The sequence below is a fragment of the Aeromonas sp. EU05-FHT14A05 genome, from assembly GCF_058791175.1.
The window spans coordinates 159,025-173,577 of record NZ_JBYTDH010000004.1 but is presented as its reverse complement, the minus strand read 5'-3'; the positions used below and the strand labels follow the sequence as shown (position 1 = coordinate 173,577).

15 protein-coding genes are annotated in these 14,553 nt (G+C 62.6%); 8 read left to right on the top strand and 7 right to left on the bottom strand.

What is annotated here, in order from left to right; all coding sequences use genetic code 11:
• Nucleotides 1-38: 38 nt before the first annotated feature.
• A complete protein-coding gene (xerD, locus tag AC3WR3_RS07970; protein ID WP_492291589.1) occupies nt 39-950 on the bottom strand; it encodes a site-specific tyrosine recombinase XerD in 912 nt (303 codons plus the stop codon).
• A gap of 183 nt (nt 951-1,133) precedes the next feature.
• On the opposite strand from xerD, the gene fldB reads away from it, so the two are divergent.
• The 5 genes from fldB (at nt 1,134) to AC3WR3_RS07945 (ending at nt 5,439) form a co-directional block, all read left to right on the top strand.
• Nucleotides 1,134-1,652: a flavodoxin FldB gene (gene fldB, locus AC3WR3_RS07965; protein ID WP_429108930.1), complete on the top strand. Its 519-nt coding sequence runs from the start codon at nt 1,134-1,136 to the stop codon at nt 1,650-1,652.
• Nucleotides 1,653-1,673: 21 nt separating this feature from the next.
• A complete protein-coding gene (locus AC3WR3_RS07960) occupies nt 1,674-1,817 on the top strand; it encodes an NADPH-dependent FMN reductase family protein (RefSeq protein ID WP_429108928.1) in 144 nt (47 codons plus the stop codon).
• Between the two features lie 256 nt (nt 1,818-2,073).
• Nucleotides 2,074-3,474, top strand: coding sequence for a TldD/PmbA family protein (locus AC3WR3_RS07955; protein WP_429108926.1), 1,401 nt, complete (start codon nt 2,074-2,076; stop codon nt 3,472-3,474).
• Nucleotides 3,474-4,814, top strand: coding sequence for a TldD/PmbA family protein (locus tag AC3WR3_RS07950; protein ID WP_492291588.1), 1,341 nt, complete (start codon nt 3,474-3,476; stop codon nt 4,812-4,814). Before AC3WR3_RS07955 ends, AC3WR3_RS07950 begins: the two co-directional genes overlap by 1 nt.
• Nucleotides 4,815-5,043: 229 nt before the next feature.
• A complete protein-coding gene (locus AC3WR3_RS07945; RefSeq protein WP_265436186.1) occupies nt 5,044-5,439 on the top strand; it encodes a VOC family protein in 396 nt (131 codons plus the stop codon).
• Nucleotides 5,440-5,505: 66 nt separating this feature from the next.
• On the opposite strand, the gene AC3WR3_RS07940 is transcribed toward AC3WR3_RS07945, so the two are convergent.
• Nucleotides 5,506-6,432: a L,D-transpeptidase family protein gene (locus AC3WR3_RS07940; RefSeq protein WP_202046521.1), complete on the bottom strand. Its 927-nt coding sequence runs from the start codon at nt 6,430-6,432 to the stop codon at nt 5,506-5,508.
• Nucleotides 6,433-6,887: 455 nt separating this feature from the next.
• On the opposite strand from AC3WR3_RS07940, the gene trhP reads away from it, so the two are divergent.
• Both trhP and AC3WR3_RS07930 read left to right on the top strand, forming a co-directional pair.
• Entirely contained in the window at nt 6,888-8,249 is a 1,362-nt protein-coding gene (gene trhP, locus AC3WR3_RS07935) for a prephenate-dependent tRNA uridine(34) hydroxylase TrhP (RefSeq protein WP_041205198.1), read from the top strand.
• 1 nt (nt 8,250) lies between these two features.
• Nucleotides 8,251-8,499: a YfhL family 4Fe-4S dicluster ferredoxin gene (locus AC3WR3_RS07930; RefSeq protein WP_492291587.1), complete on the top strand. Its 249-nt coding sequence runs from the start codon at nt 8,251-8,253 to the stop codon at nt 8,497-8,499.
• Nucleotides 8,500-8,573: 74 nt separating this feature from the next.
• Here the strand turns inward: AC3WR3_RS07930 and AC3WR3_RS07925 are convergent, their stop codons facing one another.
• Nucleotides 8,574-8,966, bottom strand: coding sequence for a DUF1090 domain-containing protein (locus AC3WR3_RS07925; protein ID WP_202046523.1), 393 nt, complete (start codon nt 8,964-8,966; stop codon nt 8,574-8,576).
• A 159-nt stretch (nt 8,967-9,125) separates the two neighbouring features.
• Here AC3WR3_RS07925 and AC3WR3_RS07920 point away from each other — a divergent pair, with 159 nt between their 5' ends.
• Nucleotides 9,126-9,479, top strand: coding sequence for a DsrE/DsrF/TusD sulfur relay family protein (locus AC3WR3_RS07920; RefSeq protein ID WP_319912712.1), 354 nt, complete (start codon nt 9,126-9,128; stop codon nt 9,477-9,479).
• Between the two features lie 3 nt (nt 9,480-9,482).
• Here the strand turns inward: AC3WR3_RS07920 and AC3WR3_RS07915 are convergent, their stop codons facing one another.
• The 4 genes from AC3WR3_RS07915 to truB all read right to left on the bottom strand — a co-directional run bounded on the left by AC3WR3_RS07915 (nt 9,483) and on the right by truB (nt 14,553).
• Nucleotides 9,483-10,694 (bottom strand): MDR family MFS transporter, encoded by a 1,212-nt coding sequence (locus AC3WR3_RS07915; RefSeq protein WP_492291586.1) that lies wholly within the window; start codon nt 10,692-10,694, stop codon nt 9,483-9,485.
• Nucleotides 10,695-10,841: 147 nt separating this feature from the next.
• A complete protein-coding gene (gene pnp, locus AC3WR3_RS07910) occupies nt 10,842-12,983 on the bottom strand; it encodes a polyribonucleotide nucleotidyltransferase (RefSeq protein ID WP_319912710.1) in 2,142 nt (713 codons plus the stop codon).
• 180 nt (nt 12,984-13,163) lie between these two features.
• Complete coding sequence (gene rpsO / locus AC3WR3_RS07905) at nt 13,164-13,433, bottom strand: 30S ribosomal protein S15 (RefSeq protein ID WP_005317514.1); 270 nt, start codon at nt 13,431-13,433, stop codon at nt 13,164-13,166.
• Between the two features lie 160 nt (nt 13,434-13,593).
• Nucleotides 13,594-14,553, bottom strand: coding sequence for a tRNA pseudouridine(55) synthase TruB (gene truB, locus AC3WR3_RS07900; protein ID WP_042648796.1), 960 nt, complete (start codon nt 14,551-14,553; stop codon nt 13,594-13,596).

Sequence of the window (14,553 nt, the reverse complement as noted above, 5' to 3'; positions counted from 1 at the left end):
TTCTTTGCCCAGGCGCTGGGTTCCGCCACCTCACGGGGTCAGGCCCGGGGATGATGCTCCCCATGGAGCGCCTTGAGGCGCTCGTTGGCCACGTGGGTGTAGATCTGGGTGGTGGAGAGATCCGCGTGCCCCAGCAGCATCTGCACCACCCGCAGATCGGCGCCGTGGTTGAGCAGATGGGTGGCGAAGGCGTGGCGCAGGGTGTGGGGGGAGAGTTCCCCCCTGATCCCCGCCCGCTGGGCATAGAGCTTGATGCGATGCCAGAAGGTCTGGCGGGTCATCATCCTGGCCTGCTTGGAGGGGAAGACCACGTCCGAGCTGGTGCCCCCCAGCAGCAGGGTCCGTCCCTCCCGGTAGTAGCGCTCCAGCCAGTGCACTGCCTCCTCCCCCATGGGCACCAGCCGCTCCTTGTTGCCCTTGCCCACCACCCGCACCAGCCCCTGGCGCAGGCTGACATGCTCGGCGGTGAGCCCCACCAGCTCGGAGACCCGCAGCCCGGTGGCATAGAGCAACTCGAGCATCGCCTTGTCCCGCAGCTCCAGCGGATCGTCCACCAGGGGCGCCGTGAGCAGCGCATCCACCTCGGCCTCGCTGAGATCCGAGGGCAGCTTCTTGGGCAGCTTGGGACCCTCCAGCAGCACTGTCGGGTCGTCGCTGCGCAGCTTCTCGCGATTGAGATACTGATAGAAGCGGCGCAGGGCCGAGAGGAAGCGGGCCGTGCTGCTCGCCGCAAACTGCTTGTCCACCCGCCAGGCGAGGTAGTGCTGGATGTCATCCATCCCCGCCAGCAGCAGGGAGCCGCCCTGGCCGTCGAGCCAGAGGGCAAACTTTTCCAGATCCGTGCGATAGGAGCTGACCGTATTGTCGGACAGCCCCCGCTCCAGCCAGAGGGCATCGAGGAAGGGCTCGATCAGGGGATGGTTGTGCACGGCAGGGGCAGGCTTGGTCATGGGGTGTCGGTCTTGGGCAAACGGTGGCCCATTGTAGCCTGCCAGGCCGGCGCATACACCAGGAGCAGGCACACCAGGCGGTGAAGCGCGAGGGGCAATCTGCTAGACTGGCGCCCTCACTCGGGCGGTCCGACCCCATGGTTGCCCGACACCCCCTTGCCTACTGCGATCAAGAGAAGAGCGATGAAGATAGGTTTGTTTTACGGCTCCACCACCTGCTACACCGAGATGGCCGCCGAGAAGATCCGCGCCCTCATTGGCCCCGAGCTGGTTGATCTCCACAACATCAAGGACGTGCCCCTGGCACGCATGCAGGAGTACGACATCCTGATCCTCGGCATCTCCACCTGGGACTTCGGCGAGCTGCAGGAAGACTGGGAATCCCGCTGGGAAGACATTCAGGATGTCGAGCTGGAAGGGCGCATCATAGCCCTGTTCGGCATGGGCGATCAGCTGGGGTACGGCGAGTGGTATCAGGATGCCCTCGGCCTGCTGCACGATCAGCTGGTACCCAAGGGGGTCAGGCTGGTGGGTTACTGGCCCAACGAGGGGTACGAGTTCGATGCCTCCAAGGCGCTGATCGACGATGGCCGTCACTTCGTCGGCCTGGCCCTCGACGACGCCAACCAGTACGACCAGACCGAATCCCGCATCGAGCAGTGGGTCGACCAGATATTAAGCGAGATCCACGAGCTGCTCTGATCCAGGTAGCTTGCATATTCGATGATCCCTTGGATACGGAGCGACGATGGCCATCATCTTGTCGTCGGCCTGACTCTCGATGACGCCAACCTGTACGACCAGAGCGGATCCCGCATCGAGCAGTGGGTCGACCAGATATTAAGCGAGATCCACGAGCTGCTCTGATCCCGCCAGGTGGTACCAAAGAATCGACGGTTCGGCTCCCGCATCGCTCCTCGAAAGCGACGTTGATCTCCCCTGCCGGCAGCCAGCCACCCTGGCTGCCGGTCGCAGTTATCGCACCGATTCTCTCAATCGGTATCATCGCATGACGCTATAGCGACTTTTTTGTGCTGGTCTGCAACAATGCAACCGACACCCAATAACACAATCAGAACGGGTGTCGGAAGCAAACAGGAAACAGACCAGAAAAGGAAATTCTATGACCTCATTCTCCCTGTTGGCCCCCACCATAGCCCGCGACGTGCTCGATCACGCCCTGGCGCTGGGTGCCGACTTCGCCGAGTTGTTTGTGGAGCGCAAGCGCCGCAGCCAGCTCAGCCTGCTCTCCAGCCAGATAGAGAACATCAGCGGCGGCCTCGATTTCGGCATAGGCGTGCGCCTGTGCTACGGCCACAAGGTGCTCTACGGCTACACCAATCTGGCCAGCCGCGAGGAGCTGCTGCGCATCGTCACCCTGCTGGCGGCCAAGGACAGGCGTGACCCCGTGGTCACCGCCACCGCCTTCGACTTCACCCGCTTGACCGATCGCAATCCGGTGGCCCTGCCGCTCTCCGCCGACAAGCTGCTGGAGCAGAAGATCGCCTACCTGCACGCCATGGATGCCGTGGCCCGCGCCGAGAGCAGCAAGGTGAGCCAGTTCTCCGGCAACGTGCTGGGCTGGGAGCAGGAGGTGGAGATCTTCAACAGCGAAGGACTCCAGGTGGCAGATCGCCGCCACTACAACCGCATCATGGCCCAGACCATCGCCCTGGACGGGGGCGAGCAGAGCGTGGGCTATGAGGCCCCCGGTGCCCTGATGGGCTGGGAGCATGCCGATCGCATCGATCCGCGAGAGCTGGCCCTCACCGCCACCCGTCAGGCGCTGGTGAAGCTGGGTGCCGCCCCCTGCCCGAGCGGCAAGCTGCCGGTCATCATGGAGAGCGGCTTTGGCGGCGTGATCTTCCACGAGGCCTGCGGCCACCTGCTGGAGACCACCTCGGTGGCCAAGAAGGCCTCGGTATTCCACGACAAGATGGGCCAGCTCATCGCCAATCCGGCGGTCAGCGCGGTGGACGAGGGCTTGCAGAGCAACGCCTGGGGCTCCATCAACGTCGATGACGAGGGGATGGTGACCCAGCACACCCAGCTCATCAAGGAGGGCGTGCTCACCGGCTTCCTGGTGGACAGAATGGGGGCCATCAAGACCGGCCATGCCCGCACCGGTTCCGGGCGGCGCGAGTCCTACAAGTTCGCCCCCACCTCGCGCATGCGCAACACCTATATCGAGCCGGGCAACCACAGCCTGGAGGAGATGCTGGCGACCGTGGAACACGGCATCTACGCCAAGAAGATGGGGGGCGGCTCGGTACAGCCGGGCACGGGCGAGTTCAACTTCAACGTGCAGGAGGCCTACCTCATCGAGCACGGCAAGATAACCCGGCCCCTCAAGTCGGCGACCCTGATCGGCACAGGCCCGCAAGTGCTCAAGGAGATCTCCATGGTGGGACGCAATCTGGCGCTGGCCGCCGGCATGTGCGGCTCCATCTCGGGCTCTGTACCCACCTCGGTGGGCCAACCAGCCTTGAAAGTTGACAATATCCTGGTGGGAGGGAACGCCTGATGAGCCAGCTCGACATGAACCAACTGCTTGCACGCCTGCTGGACAAGGTCGCCACTCTTGGCGCCGAGGCGGACGTCATCGCCAACCGGGAGAAAGCCTTCTCCCTCAAGGCCGACAAGGGCGAGCTCGGCGAATACAAGGTCACCAGCAGCCAGCAGATAGGCATTCGCCTCATCAAGGAGGGCCGGGTCGGCATCGCCTACTCGGAATCCCTCGATGAGCCGGCGCTGGATGCCATGGTGCAGGATGCGCTGGATGCCAGCCGCTTCGCCAAGGTGGACCCGGATCAGCGCATCACAGTGCAGCAGAACCGGCTCACCACCGACTGCGCCGAGATACACCAGACCGACACCACGGCGGTGGAAGAGAAGATAGCCCTGGCCCTGCGCCTCGAGGCGGACATGCTGGCCCTGCCGGACGTGACCGGCGCCCCCTACAACGGCTTCTTCGAAGGGGAGAGCCGCCTCTGGCTCGCCAACAGCCAGGGCAGCCTCTGCGAGCATCAGGAATTCAGCGTCGGTTGCCACAGCTCCGCCCTCATCGAGCGGGAGGGGCGCCAGTCCATGCACTACCAGGGACAATACGCACGGCGCTTCGACGAGCTCGAGAGCCAGCCCCTCATCCGGCAGATCCACGCCGTGGCCGACGGCCTGCTGATGGGTGAGGCGGTGCCGAGCGGTCGCTACAGCGTGCTCTTCAGCACCAACTGCTTTGCCAGCCTGTTTGGCTGCTTCCAGGGGGCGCTGTCGGGCAAGTGGGCCCAGCAGGGGATCAACCCCTGGCGCGGCAAATTGGGGCAAAGCGTGGCCTCCCGCTGGCTCACCCTGGAGAGCCGGGTCCATATGCCGGGGGGCATGAATATAAAGGCGTTCGATGGCGAGGGGGCGGCTACCTCGGATCTGCTGCTCATTGGCGAAGGGGAGCTGAAAACCCTGCTGCACAACAGCGCCACCGCCCGCCACTTTGGGGTGGCGAGCAATGGCTCGGCGGCCCGCAGTGCCCGCAGCGCCCTGGATGTGACCGCCCGCCACCTGGTGTTTGGCACAGGCCCTCACAGCGAGGGCGAGGTGCAGAGCGGCGACTATCTGGAGCTGCTCAAGCTGGACGGTCTGCACTCCGGTGCCGATGCGGTGAGCGGCGACTTCTCGTTCGGCGCGTCGGGCTTCCTGTGCCGGGACGGTGTACGCGTCCAGCCGGTGCGCGGCATCACGGTCGCGGGCAACTTCTACCGCCTGCTCGGGGAGCTGGAAGCGGTCGGCAACCAGCTGCACCACAACGATGGCAAGGGCTTCTATGCCCCCCTCATCCGTTTCGGTGGTTTGAATGTCGCAGGCAAGTGACTGTATCTAGCGGGAAAATCGGTTATCTTCCCCATCCAAAAGCGGCGCCATCAGGCGCCGCTTTTTCATTGATGGCGTCTATCATCCCCCACTCCTAACCTCTAAGAACCAGTCCAAGACCTGTCGCGAGACCGTCAGCAAGGTAAAGAGCAACGCATGAGCCTTGATCACGGTCTCGCAGCAAGATCGCAGATTGATTCCAAGAGCCGCCGGTCGCCTCGGCCGGAACATGCTGGAGAATACGAAGATGGACAACACCCTGGTCTGGGCCGACATTCCGACGCGGGATCTGGATCGCGCCATGGACTTCTACTCGGCCCTGCTCGATGTGCAGGTCACCCCCATACAGGAGGAGGAGATGCGGTTTGCCATGCTGCGCTACGATGGCAGCAACGCGGCGGCCTGTCTCGGCCCCATAGACAAGTACCACCAGCCCGGTGGTGCCGGTCCCCTCATCTATCTCTCTCTGGGTGACAGGCTGCAGGAGGCAGAACAGCTGGTCCCCCGGCTCGGCGGGCGCGTGCTCGAACCCCTGCATTCCATCGGCAGCGGCCACGGCTCCCGGGTCATCATCGAGGATACCGAAGGCAACTGGCTGGCCCTCTATGCCCCACCCGCGCCTTGAGCCGCATAAACAATAACGGCGACCCTGGGGTCGCCGTTATTGTTACCTGACACCAATCAGAAGCGATCAGGCTTCAGGATTGAGGCGGGTCGGCATGCCGGTACGCTGTTCCAGCACCTGCTTGACCACGTTGGAGTCGCTGTCAGCATGGGCGATGAAGCGGGTGGTGGCCGGGGTCATGGGGAGCGGTACCGAGGCGGTGGAGTTGAACTCCTCCTCGGTGCGCGACAGCGGCTCGTGCACTTCCATGTAACGACCGCCATCCGGCTCGACCGTGGTCTTGACCGGCTGGTTGACGAACTGGACGCGGGTGCCGACCGGCACGTTGTCGAACAGGTACTTGATGTCATCGGCGCGCAGACGCACGCAGCCGCTGCTCACCCGCAGACCGATGCCGAAGGTGGCGTTGGTGCCGTGGATGGCGTACAGGTTGCCGATATAGAGCGCGTGCAGGCCCATGGGGTTGTCCGGACCGGCCGGCCAGACCGCAGGCAGTGTCTTGCCCTGGGCGGCGTAGCGGCGACGGATGTTCTCGGTCGGAGTCCAGGTCGGGTTGGCGCGCTTGCGCTCCACCTTGGTGATCCAGTTCTCCGGGGTGTTGACCCCCAGCTGGCCGATGCCGATGGGCAATACCTGTACCACGTTCTTGCCTTTCGGGTAGTAGTAGAGACGCATCTCGGCCACGTTGATGACGATCCCCTCGCGCGGCGCATTCGGCAGGATCAGCTGATGCGGAATGGTCAGCTTGCTGCCCGGCGTCGGCAGATAGGGGTCGACGCCCGGGTTCGCTTCCATGATGTTGGTCAGGCCCAGCTGGAAGTCGGCGGCGATCTGCTCCAGCGGACGGTTGTCTGCGGGCACCACGTATTCCTGGTTCTCACCGATCAGACGGCTGTTGGCGGCCGGCAGCGCGTATTCAACGGCGGCGGCCTGCTGGCTGACCAGGGTCAGAGTGCAAAAAAGGGCCGAAGCGGCAATGCGAAGGGGATTCATAAAATTCCTGTATGGTTTCCTGTACCTGTTGGCCTGAAGCCGGTTCATCCTCGGTCTGTCCCTTGTCACGAGTCACGCTCGCCCGAGGCCAATACCGAGCGCGCATTCTTTCCCGAGTCGGACAAAATTTCAACTTGAAGAGGGGGCTTTTTCACGGAAAAGATCCATTCTCCCCCCAACAATCGACCGTATCGGGTGCCTGTTACCCTAACATCGCCAATCTGAGCGCAAAATGAACATGCATCCGGCCCGCCACCCTAGCGCCAAATTGCATGATGGCGCCGTCACGAGTACAATCTCGCACCCCTTTTATCAGGAGTATCGAGTCATCTCGTGCTCTGGGTGTACCTCATCGGGTGGCAGTGCGTCGAGTACGGTCGCACCATGCCGATGACCCTATACGGCGCCATCAGGTGGCGCCGTCCTGATTTGCAATCAGACAGAAAGAGTCCAACATGTTCAGACCAGAATTGCTCTCCCCCGCCGGGACCCTCAAGAATATGCGTTACGCCTATGCCTATGGCGCCGACGCCGTCTATGCGGGCCAGCCGCGCTACAGCCTGCGGGTGCGCAACAACGAATTCGATCACGAGAATCTGCAGCTCGGCATCAACGAGGCCCATGCCCTGGGCAAGCAGTTCTATGTGGTGGCCAACATCCAGCCCCACAACTCCAAGCTCAAGACCTTCATCCGCGACATGCGCCCCGTGGTGGACATGAAGCCGGATGCGCTGATCATGTCAGACCCGGGTCTCATCATGATGATGCGCGAAGCCTTCCCGGACATGCCCATCCACCTCTCGGTGCAGGCCAACGCGGTCAACTGGGCCACGGTGAAGTTCTGGCATCAGATGGGCCTGACCCGCGCCATCCTCTCCCGCGAGCTCTCCCTCGACGAGATCGAAGAGATCCGCATGCAGGTGCCCGAGATGGAGCTGGAAGTCTTCGTCCACGGGGCGCTGTGCATGGCCTACTCCGGTCGCTGCCTGCTCTCCGGCTACATCAACAAGCGTGACCCCAACCAGGGCACCTGCACCAACTCCTGCCGCTGGGAGTACAAGGTGCACGAGGGCAAGGAAGATGACGTTGGCCAAATCGTCCACCGTCAGGAGCCCATCGCCGTGCGCCCGGACAACACGCTAGGGCTCGGCAAGCCGAGCGATGCCCTGGTGCTGCTGGAAGAGTCCAACCGCCCCGGCGAGTACATGACGGCGTTCGAGGACGAGCACGGCACCTACATCATGAACTCCAAGGATCTGCGCGCCGTCGAGCACGTGGAGCGTCTGACCAAGATGGGTGTGCATTCTCTGAAAATCGAAGGCCGCACCAAGTCCTTCTACTACTGCGCCCGTACCGCCCAGGTCTATCGCAAGGCCATCGACGATGCGGTCGCCGGTCGTCCGTTCGATCCGACCTTGATGGGCACCCTCGAGAACCTGGCCCACCGTGGCTACACCGAGGGCTTCCTGCGCCGTCACAACCACAGCGAGTACCAGAACTACGACTACGGCTACTCCGTCTCCGACACCCAGCAGTTCGTCGGCGAGATCACCGGTCGCCAGGGCGACATGGTGGAAGTGGAAGTGAAGAACAAGTTCCTGGTGGGCAACAGCCTGGAGCTGATGACGCCGCAGGGCAACGTCAGCTTCAACCTGGAGCAGATGCAGAACCGCAAGGGCGAGCTTATCGACACCGCGCCGGGCAACGGCCACGTGGTCTATGTGCCCGTCCCCAAGGAGATCGACGTCAACTACGGCATACTGCTGCGCAACCTGGGCGATCGTCAGGACACCCGTCAGCCCCACTCGGCGGCCTGAGATGGCGCTGCTCATCACCGACAAGTGCATCAACTGTGACATGTGCGATCCCGAGTGTCCGAACCAGGCCATCAGCCTGGGGGAGAAGATCTACGAGATAGATCCGGATCGCTGCACCGAGTGCGTCGGCCACTATGAGAAGCCCACCTGCATCAGCGTCTGCCCTATCGACTGCATCATCTGGGATCCCGCTCACGTGGAAACCGAAGAAGAGCTGATGGACAAGTTTGTGCTGATGCACCGGCAGTAGTGCCGGACCTGCGGGTCATCCAGAAATAGAAAAAGCCGGGCATGCCCGGCTTTTTCTATTGCGCTACAGCCCACTCAGGGCTTGACCAGCTTCTGCAGCGCCTCAAGCTCGCGCTGGGCTTCCAGCAGCTCGGCCTGGGATGCCTCCAGCTTGGCCTGCTTCTTGGCGATCTTGTCCGGCTTGCCCGAGACCCGGGCGCTCTGCAGATCCGCCAGACGCTCCTCCACCTCTTGCTTCTGCTTGGCCACCTTTCGCTGCTGCTCCTCGAGGAGCCCGGCATCGGTGCAATGGGTCTCGATGTTGCGCAGGGCCTGCTCCAGACCCGCCACCTGCTGCGCGTTATCATGCGCCCGGGCGAAGCTCAACTGCTCGGTCACTGCCTGATGCCTGGCCTTGCAGCCGACGTTTTCACTGCCATAGGCCTGTCCGGCCAACAGCAATAATCCTATTCCGGCGATCTTCCACATAACGACCTCTTTGCTCTGTCATACTGGATGGCCGCCTATGAAACCTGACTCATACCCCGAGGTCAAGGCACAGGGAAAGGGCTACGACAGAGTTTGCACTGGGTCATGCCGCCGCCATGCCGGCGACGCTACAATGCCCCTTTCAACCCGGAGAGTCCCATGAAGCAACAGATCGTCATCATCGCCAACGGTGCCCCCTATGGCAGCGAAACCCTGTTCAATGCCCTGCGCCTGGGGATAGCCCTCAACGAGCAGGAAGGCATAGACCTGAAACTCTTCCTGATGTCAGACGCAGTCAGCGCCGCCCTGGCGGGCCAATCCCCCGCCGAGGGTTACAACCTGCGCCAGATGCTGGAGATCCTGCTGGCACAGGGCACCCGGATCCGGCTGTGCAAGAGCTGCACGGACGCGCGGGGCATCACGGCCCTTCCCCTCATCGAGGGCATAGAGGTAGGCACCCTGCCCCTGCTGGCCCAGTGGACACTGGCGGCCGACAAGGTGCTGACCTTCTAGGGATCAGGGCTCGGCCCGGACCAGCGCAGGGCGTGAGGTCCGGGTACTCAGGCCATAGAGCATCAGGATCGCCAGGCAGAGCAGCGCCATGCAGCCATAGAGCCAGCTGCCCCCCCAGTTGGCCAGGATCCAGCCCCCCAGCAGGGCGCCGATGGCGATCCCGAGCCCGGACATGGAGGCCGCCCCGAAGTAACTGCCCTTGAGGTGCTCCGGCGCCATCTGATCGACCAGCACATTGAGCAGCGGGAACAGGATGCACTCACCGACGCTCAGCAGGATCACCGCCACTATCCAGTGCCACCAGATGGAGGTATCCCCGAGCGCGAACTGCAGCTGGGCGCTGAGGAAGAAGGCAACCCCGAGCTGCAGTCGGCGCTTGATAGACCAGTTGGCGGTCAGGTGCAGCAGCGGGAACTGCAGGATCACTATGGTCAGCGCATTGGTGCTCACCAGCCAGCCGATGAGGCGCTCCACCTCAGGGGTGCCCGCCCGGGTCAGATACTGGATGAGCGGTGACTCGAACTGGGCATAGACCAGCATCAGCAGCATGTTAGCCATCGTCAGCAGCAGGAAGCCCCTGTCCTGCCAGAGCACCCGCAGCACGGCCCGCATGCCCGGGCCGGCGGCATGGCTTGGCTGACAGGCGGCCAGTCGAAAACCGACGAAGAAGATGAAGCCGAGCAGCAGATAGCTGGCACTGAGCAGCAGGAAGGTCTCCTGCCGAGCGCTCAGGCCGTAGCTGACCCCGAGCAGGGGACCTATGGCCGCCCCCAGGTTGAGCAGAAAGTAACGCAGGTGCAGCGCCAGCTCGCGGGCTTTGGGCTCGGCCAGGCTGTCGGCCATCAGCGCCTTGCCAGGGGAATCAATGAGCCCGTAGGAGAGTCCGCTGCCGATCACCCCGAGAGCCAACCAGATCACCTGATGGGAGAGGCCGAGCAGGGCGACGCTCAGGGCGGACACCAGGCAGCCGAACAGCAGTATGTTGCGCCGCCCCCACTTGTCCGACAGCCAGCCGCCATAGAAGCTGACCAGGGTGGAGAGGGCCGCCGTGGCCCCCAGGATGAGGCCGATCAGGGTCGCCGACAGCCCGTAGTCGCGATAGAGCAGGATGGAGAGAAAGGGCCAGACCATGAAGAAGGTGGTGCGCACCATGAAGGTGCCCAGGATGACGATCCAGACCAGAGGGGGAAACTGCCTGAGATAGGCCCATGACATGCTGCACTTCCTTTTGACAACGTGACGGCGAGTCGTCCCTTATAGCAATTGGCGCCAAAAGGAACAAGGGCTCTTCTCCATGGTCCCCTCAGGCAGACAGGCACAAAAAAGCCGACCCTGAGGTCGGCTTTTCACAGAACGGATGCCTTATTCGGCAGCCGGCTCTTCGGCAACGGCCACGTCGGCAACCGGGGCGGCGGCTTCGGTCGGTGCATTCGCTTCCTTGATGGAGAGACGCACGCGGCCCTGACGGTCCACTTCCAGTACCTTCACCTTCACCACATCGCCGATCTTCAGGAAGTCGGCCACGTTCTGCACGCGGGCATCGGTGATCTGGGAGATGTGCACCAGACCGTCTTTACCCGGCAGTATGTTGACGAAGGCGCCAAAATCGGCCAGACGCACAACCTTGCCTTCATAGATGCGGTTCACTTCGATCTCGGCGGTGATGGCCTCGATGCGACGGATGGCTTCCATGGCGGCTTCGTTGGCAACGGCAGAGATGCGGACGGTGCCGTCATCATCCAGCTCGATGTTGGTGCCGGTCTCTTCGGTCAGGGCACGGATCACGGAACCGCCCTTGCCGATGACATCCTTGATCTTCTCGGGATTGATCTTGATGGTGTGGATGCGCGGGGCGAAATCGGAGATTTCGGCACGGGGAGCCTGGATGGCTTCGTCCATGACCTTCAGGATGTGCAGGCGAGCGCCACGAGCTTGCTTGAGGGCAATCTCCATGATCTCTTTGGTGATGCCTTCGATCTTGATATCCATCTGCAGCGCGGTGATACCCTGGGTAGTACCGGCCACCTTGAAGTCCATGTCGCCCAGGTGATCTTCGTCACCCAGGATGTCGGACAGCACCACGAAACCTTCCTCTTCCTTCACCAGACCCATGGCGATACCGGCAACGGAGGCCTTGATCGGCACACCCGCGTCCATCAGCGCCAGGGAGGAACCACAGACGGAGGCCATGGAGGAGGAACCGTTGGATTCGGTGATTTCAGACACCACGCGCACCACGTACGGGAACTCGGCGGCGCTCGGCATCACGGCAGCAACGCCGCGCTTGGCCAGACGACCGTGACCGATCTCACGACGCTTGGGGCTGCCCATCATGCCGGTCTCGCCGACGCAGTACGGCGGGAAGTTGTAGTGCAGCATGAAGCGGTCGGCACGGTGGCCAGACAGCTCGTCGATGTTCTGGGCGTCACGCTCGGTACCCAGGGTCGCAACCACGATGGCCTGAGTCTCGCCACGGGTGAACAGGGCGGAGCCGTGAGCGCGCGGCAGGATGCCGGTGCCGACGGACAGGGCGCGGATCATTTCCGGATCGCGACCATCGATGCGCGGCTCGCCACGGACCACACGGCCACGGACGATGCGGCTTTCCAGGCTGTGGAACTCTTCGCCGATCTTCTTGGCATCTTCTTCCACGCCGGAAGCGATGACCTGCTCGACCACGCGCGCCTTGATGGCACCGATGGCGGCGTAACGCACGGCCTTCTCGGTGATGCGGTAGGCTTCACCCAGTTCGGCGGTGGCCAGCTCGGCAACCTTGGCTTTCAGCGCTTCGTTGACGGCAGGCGGGGTCCAGTCCCAGGGCTGGGTACCCACGTCGGCGGCAAATTCGTTGATGGCGTTGATCACCACCTGCATCTGCTCGTGGCCATAGACCACGGCGCCCAGCATCACCTCTTCGGACAGGATGGCCGCTTCGGATTCCACCATCAGCACGGCGTTGGCGGTACCGGCAACCACCAGGTCCAGATCGCTCTGGGGCAGTTCGGTGGTGGTCGGGTTCAGCACGTACTGACCGTTCATGTAACCCACGCGGGCAGCAGCAATGGGGCCGCCGAACGGGATACCGGAGATGGCCAGGGCAGCAGAGGCACCGATCATGGCAACGATGTCGGGGGACACGGCCGGGTTCACGGACATGACGGTGGCAACCACCTGAACCTCATTGAGGAAGCCTTCCGGGAACAGCGGACGAATAGGACGGTCGATCAGGCGGGAGATGAGGGTCTCACCTTCGCTCGGACGGCCTTCACGACGGAAGAAACCACCCGGGATACGACCAGCAGCATAGGTACGCTCCTGGTAGTTGACGGTCAGCGGGAAGAAATCACGGCCGTGATCGGCCTCTTTCTTGCCGACGACGGTCACAAATACGCAGGTATCGTCCATGCTGACCATGACGGCCGCAGTGGCTTGACGGGCCATCACACCGGTTTCCAGGGTGACGGTGTGTTGACCGTACTGGAATGACTTTACAATAGGATTCACGTGAATTTCCTTTTTACAATTTGGCGCTTTAAATTCGCGTGCAAGTATACTTGATTCGCATCAAAAGGTAAGCGGTGGCACGCATTCTGTGAGACAGGCAACGGTTTGCCGCGCGATAAAAATGATCCATAAAAAAGGGGAACCTCACGGTTCCCCTTTTTCGCGAAATCTGATGGTCGATTAACGACGCAGACCCAGCTTGGCGATCAGAGCAGCGTAACGCTGAACGTCTTTACGCTTCAGGTAGTCCAGCAGCTTGCGACGCTGGGAAACCATGCGCAGCAGACCGCGACGACCGTGGTGATCCTTGGCGTGCTCCTTGAAGTGACCTTGCAGATGGTTGATCTGGGCAGTCAGCAGGGCAACCTGCACTTCGGGGGAACCGGTGTCGTTGGCGCAACGAGCGTTGTCAGCAACGATGGAAGCTTTGATCTCAGCATTTAGAGACATGGTATTACTCCAGTAGAGTGTTTAAAGGTTCACAGCCAATCTCTAATTCAGCCGTGAAATGAGGGCGGTATCATAATCGCAGCCGCCCCTTTTCGCAACGATAAAGAGGGGCGAGCTGCACGCGCCCTGGCCGGTGAGCCGGGGCGATACCGCCAGAGGATCACTCCTCGTCGCGATCGTCGTGGTAACGCACCAGCCGCTTGGGGGCGACCCGTCCTTCGTCGTCGATCTCGCCGACGCCGATGAACTCGCGCTCAGGACCCACCGTCATGCGGACCTGGCCGCTTTGCGGCGCACCCGCCACCTGCACGGCCTGGCCCTGGTTCACATAGGCGGCCACGGCCGTCAGCATGTTCACCTCGGGCAGGGACGCCACTGCGGTATCCATCGGCAGCAACAGGGGATCCAGCTGCTCCCGCGGCGGAATGCTCTCGGCCTTGGCCTGCTCGAAGATGCACTCGAGCTGCTCCAGGGTCAGCATCCGATCATACGGATAGCTGGCCACCTGGGTGCGACGCAGCTGGGTGACGTGGGCGCCACAGCCCAGCACTTCGCCGAGATCGTCCACCAGGGAGCGGATGTAGGTGCCCTTGCTACAGTGCACCTCGAGGCGCACCTCATCCCCTTCGAAACTCAGCAATTTGAGCTCGAACACGGTGATGGGACGGGCTTCCCGCTCGATCTCGATGCCTTCACGGGCGTACTCGTAGAGCGGACGACCGTTGTGCTTGAGGGCGGAGTACATGGACGGCACCTGCATGATGGGGCCGCGGAACTGGTCCAGCGCCTCGATCAGGGTACCCACGGCCACGTTCACCGGACGGGTGGAGACCACCTCGCCGTCGGAGTCGCTGGTGTTGGTGCGCTCGCCCAGCTTGGCGGTCACCTCATAGCGCTTGTCCGCCTCCAGCAGATACTGGGAGAACTTGGTGGCCTCGCCCAGGCAGATCGGCAACATGCCGGTCGCCAGGGGATCCAGGGCGCCGGTGTGGCCGGCCTTGGCCGCATTGTAGATCCGCTTGACCTTCTGCAACACATCGTTGGAAGTCAGACCGGTCGGCTTGTCCAGCAGCAGGATACCGTGTACGTCACGGCCCTTGAAACGACGTCTTCGAGACAT

What these genes read in the sequence shown, in the direction of transcription:
- xerD (WP_492291589.1), bottom strand. Translation starts at nt 950, where the DNA reads ATGACCAAGCCTGCCCCTGCCGTGCACAACCATCCCCTGATCGAGCCC.
- AC3WR3_RS07945 (WP_265436186.1), top strand. Translation starts at nt 5,044, where the DNA reads ATGCTGGAGAATACGAAGATGGACAACACCCTGGTCTGGGCCGACATT.
- rpsO (WP_005317514.1), bottom strand. Translation starts at nt 13,433, where the DNA reads ATGTCTCTAAATGCTGAGATCAAAGCTTCCATCGTTGCTGACAACGCT.
- AC3WR3_RS07960 (WP_429108928.1), top strand. Translation starts at nt 1,674, where the DNA reads ATGATCCCTTGGATACGGAGCGACGATGGCCATCATCTTGTCGTCGGC.
- AC3WR3_RS07920 (WP_319912712.1), top strand. Translation starts at nt 9,126, where the DNA reads ATGAAGCAACAGATCGTCATCATCGCCAACGGTGCCCCCTATGGCAGC.
- truB (WP_042648796.1), bottom strand. Translation starts at nt 14,553, where the DNA reads ATGTCTCGAAGACGTCGTTTCAAGGGCCGTGACGTACACGGTATCCTG.
- AC3WR3_RS07940 (WP_202046521.1), bottom strand. Translation starts at nt 6,432, where the DNA reads ATGAATCCCCTTCGCATTGCCGCTTCGGCCCTTTTTTGCACTCTGACC.
- AC3WR3_RS07955 (WP_429108926.1), top strand. Translation starts at nt 2,074, where the DNA reads ATGACCTCATTCTCCCTGTTGGCCCCCACCATAGCCCGCGACGTGCTC.
- AC3WR3_RS07915 (WP_492291586.1), bottom strand. Translation starts at nt 10,694, where the DNA reads ATGTCATGGGCCTATCTCAGGCAGTTTCCCCCTCTGGTCTGGATCGTC.
- AC3WR3_RS07950 (WP_492291588.1), top strand. Translation starts at nt 3,474, where the DNA reads ATGAGCCAGCTCGACATGAACCAACTGCTTGCACGCCTGCTGGACAAG.
- AC3WR3_RS07930 (WP_492291587.1), top strand. Translation starts at nt 8,251, where the DNA reads ATGGCGCTGCTCATCACCGACAAGTGCATCAACTGTGACATGTGCGAT.
- fldB (WP_429108930.1), top strand. Translation starts at nt 1,134, where the DNA reads ATGAAGATAGGTTTGTTTTACGGCTCCACCACCTGCTACACCGAGATG.
- AC3WR3_RS07925 (WP_202046523.1), bottom strand. Translation starts at nt 8,966, where the DNA reads ATGTGGAAGATCGCCGGAATAGGATTATTGCTGTTGGCCGGACAGGCC.
- trhP (WP_041205198.1), top strand. Translation starts at nt 6,888, where the DNA reads ATGTTCAGACCAGAATTGCTCTCCCCCGCCGGGACCCTCAAGAATATG.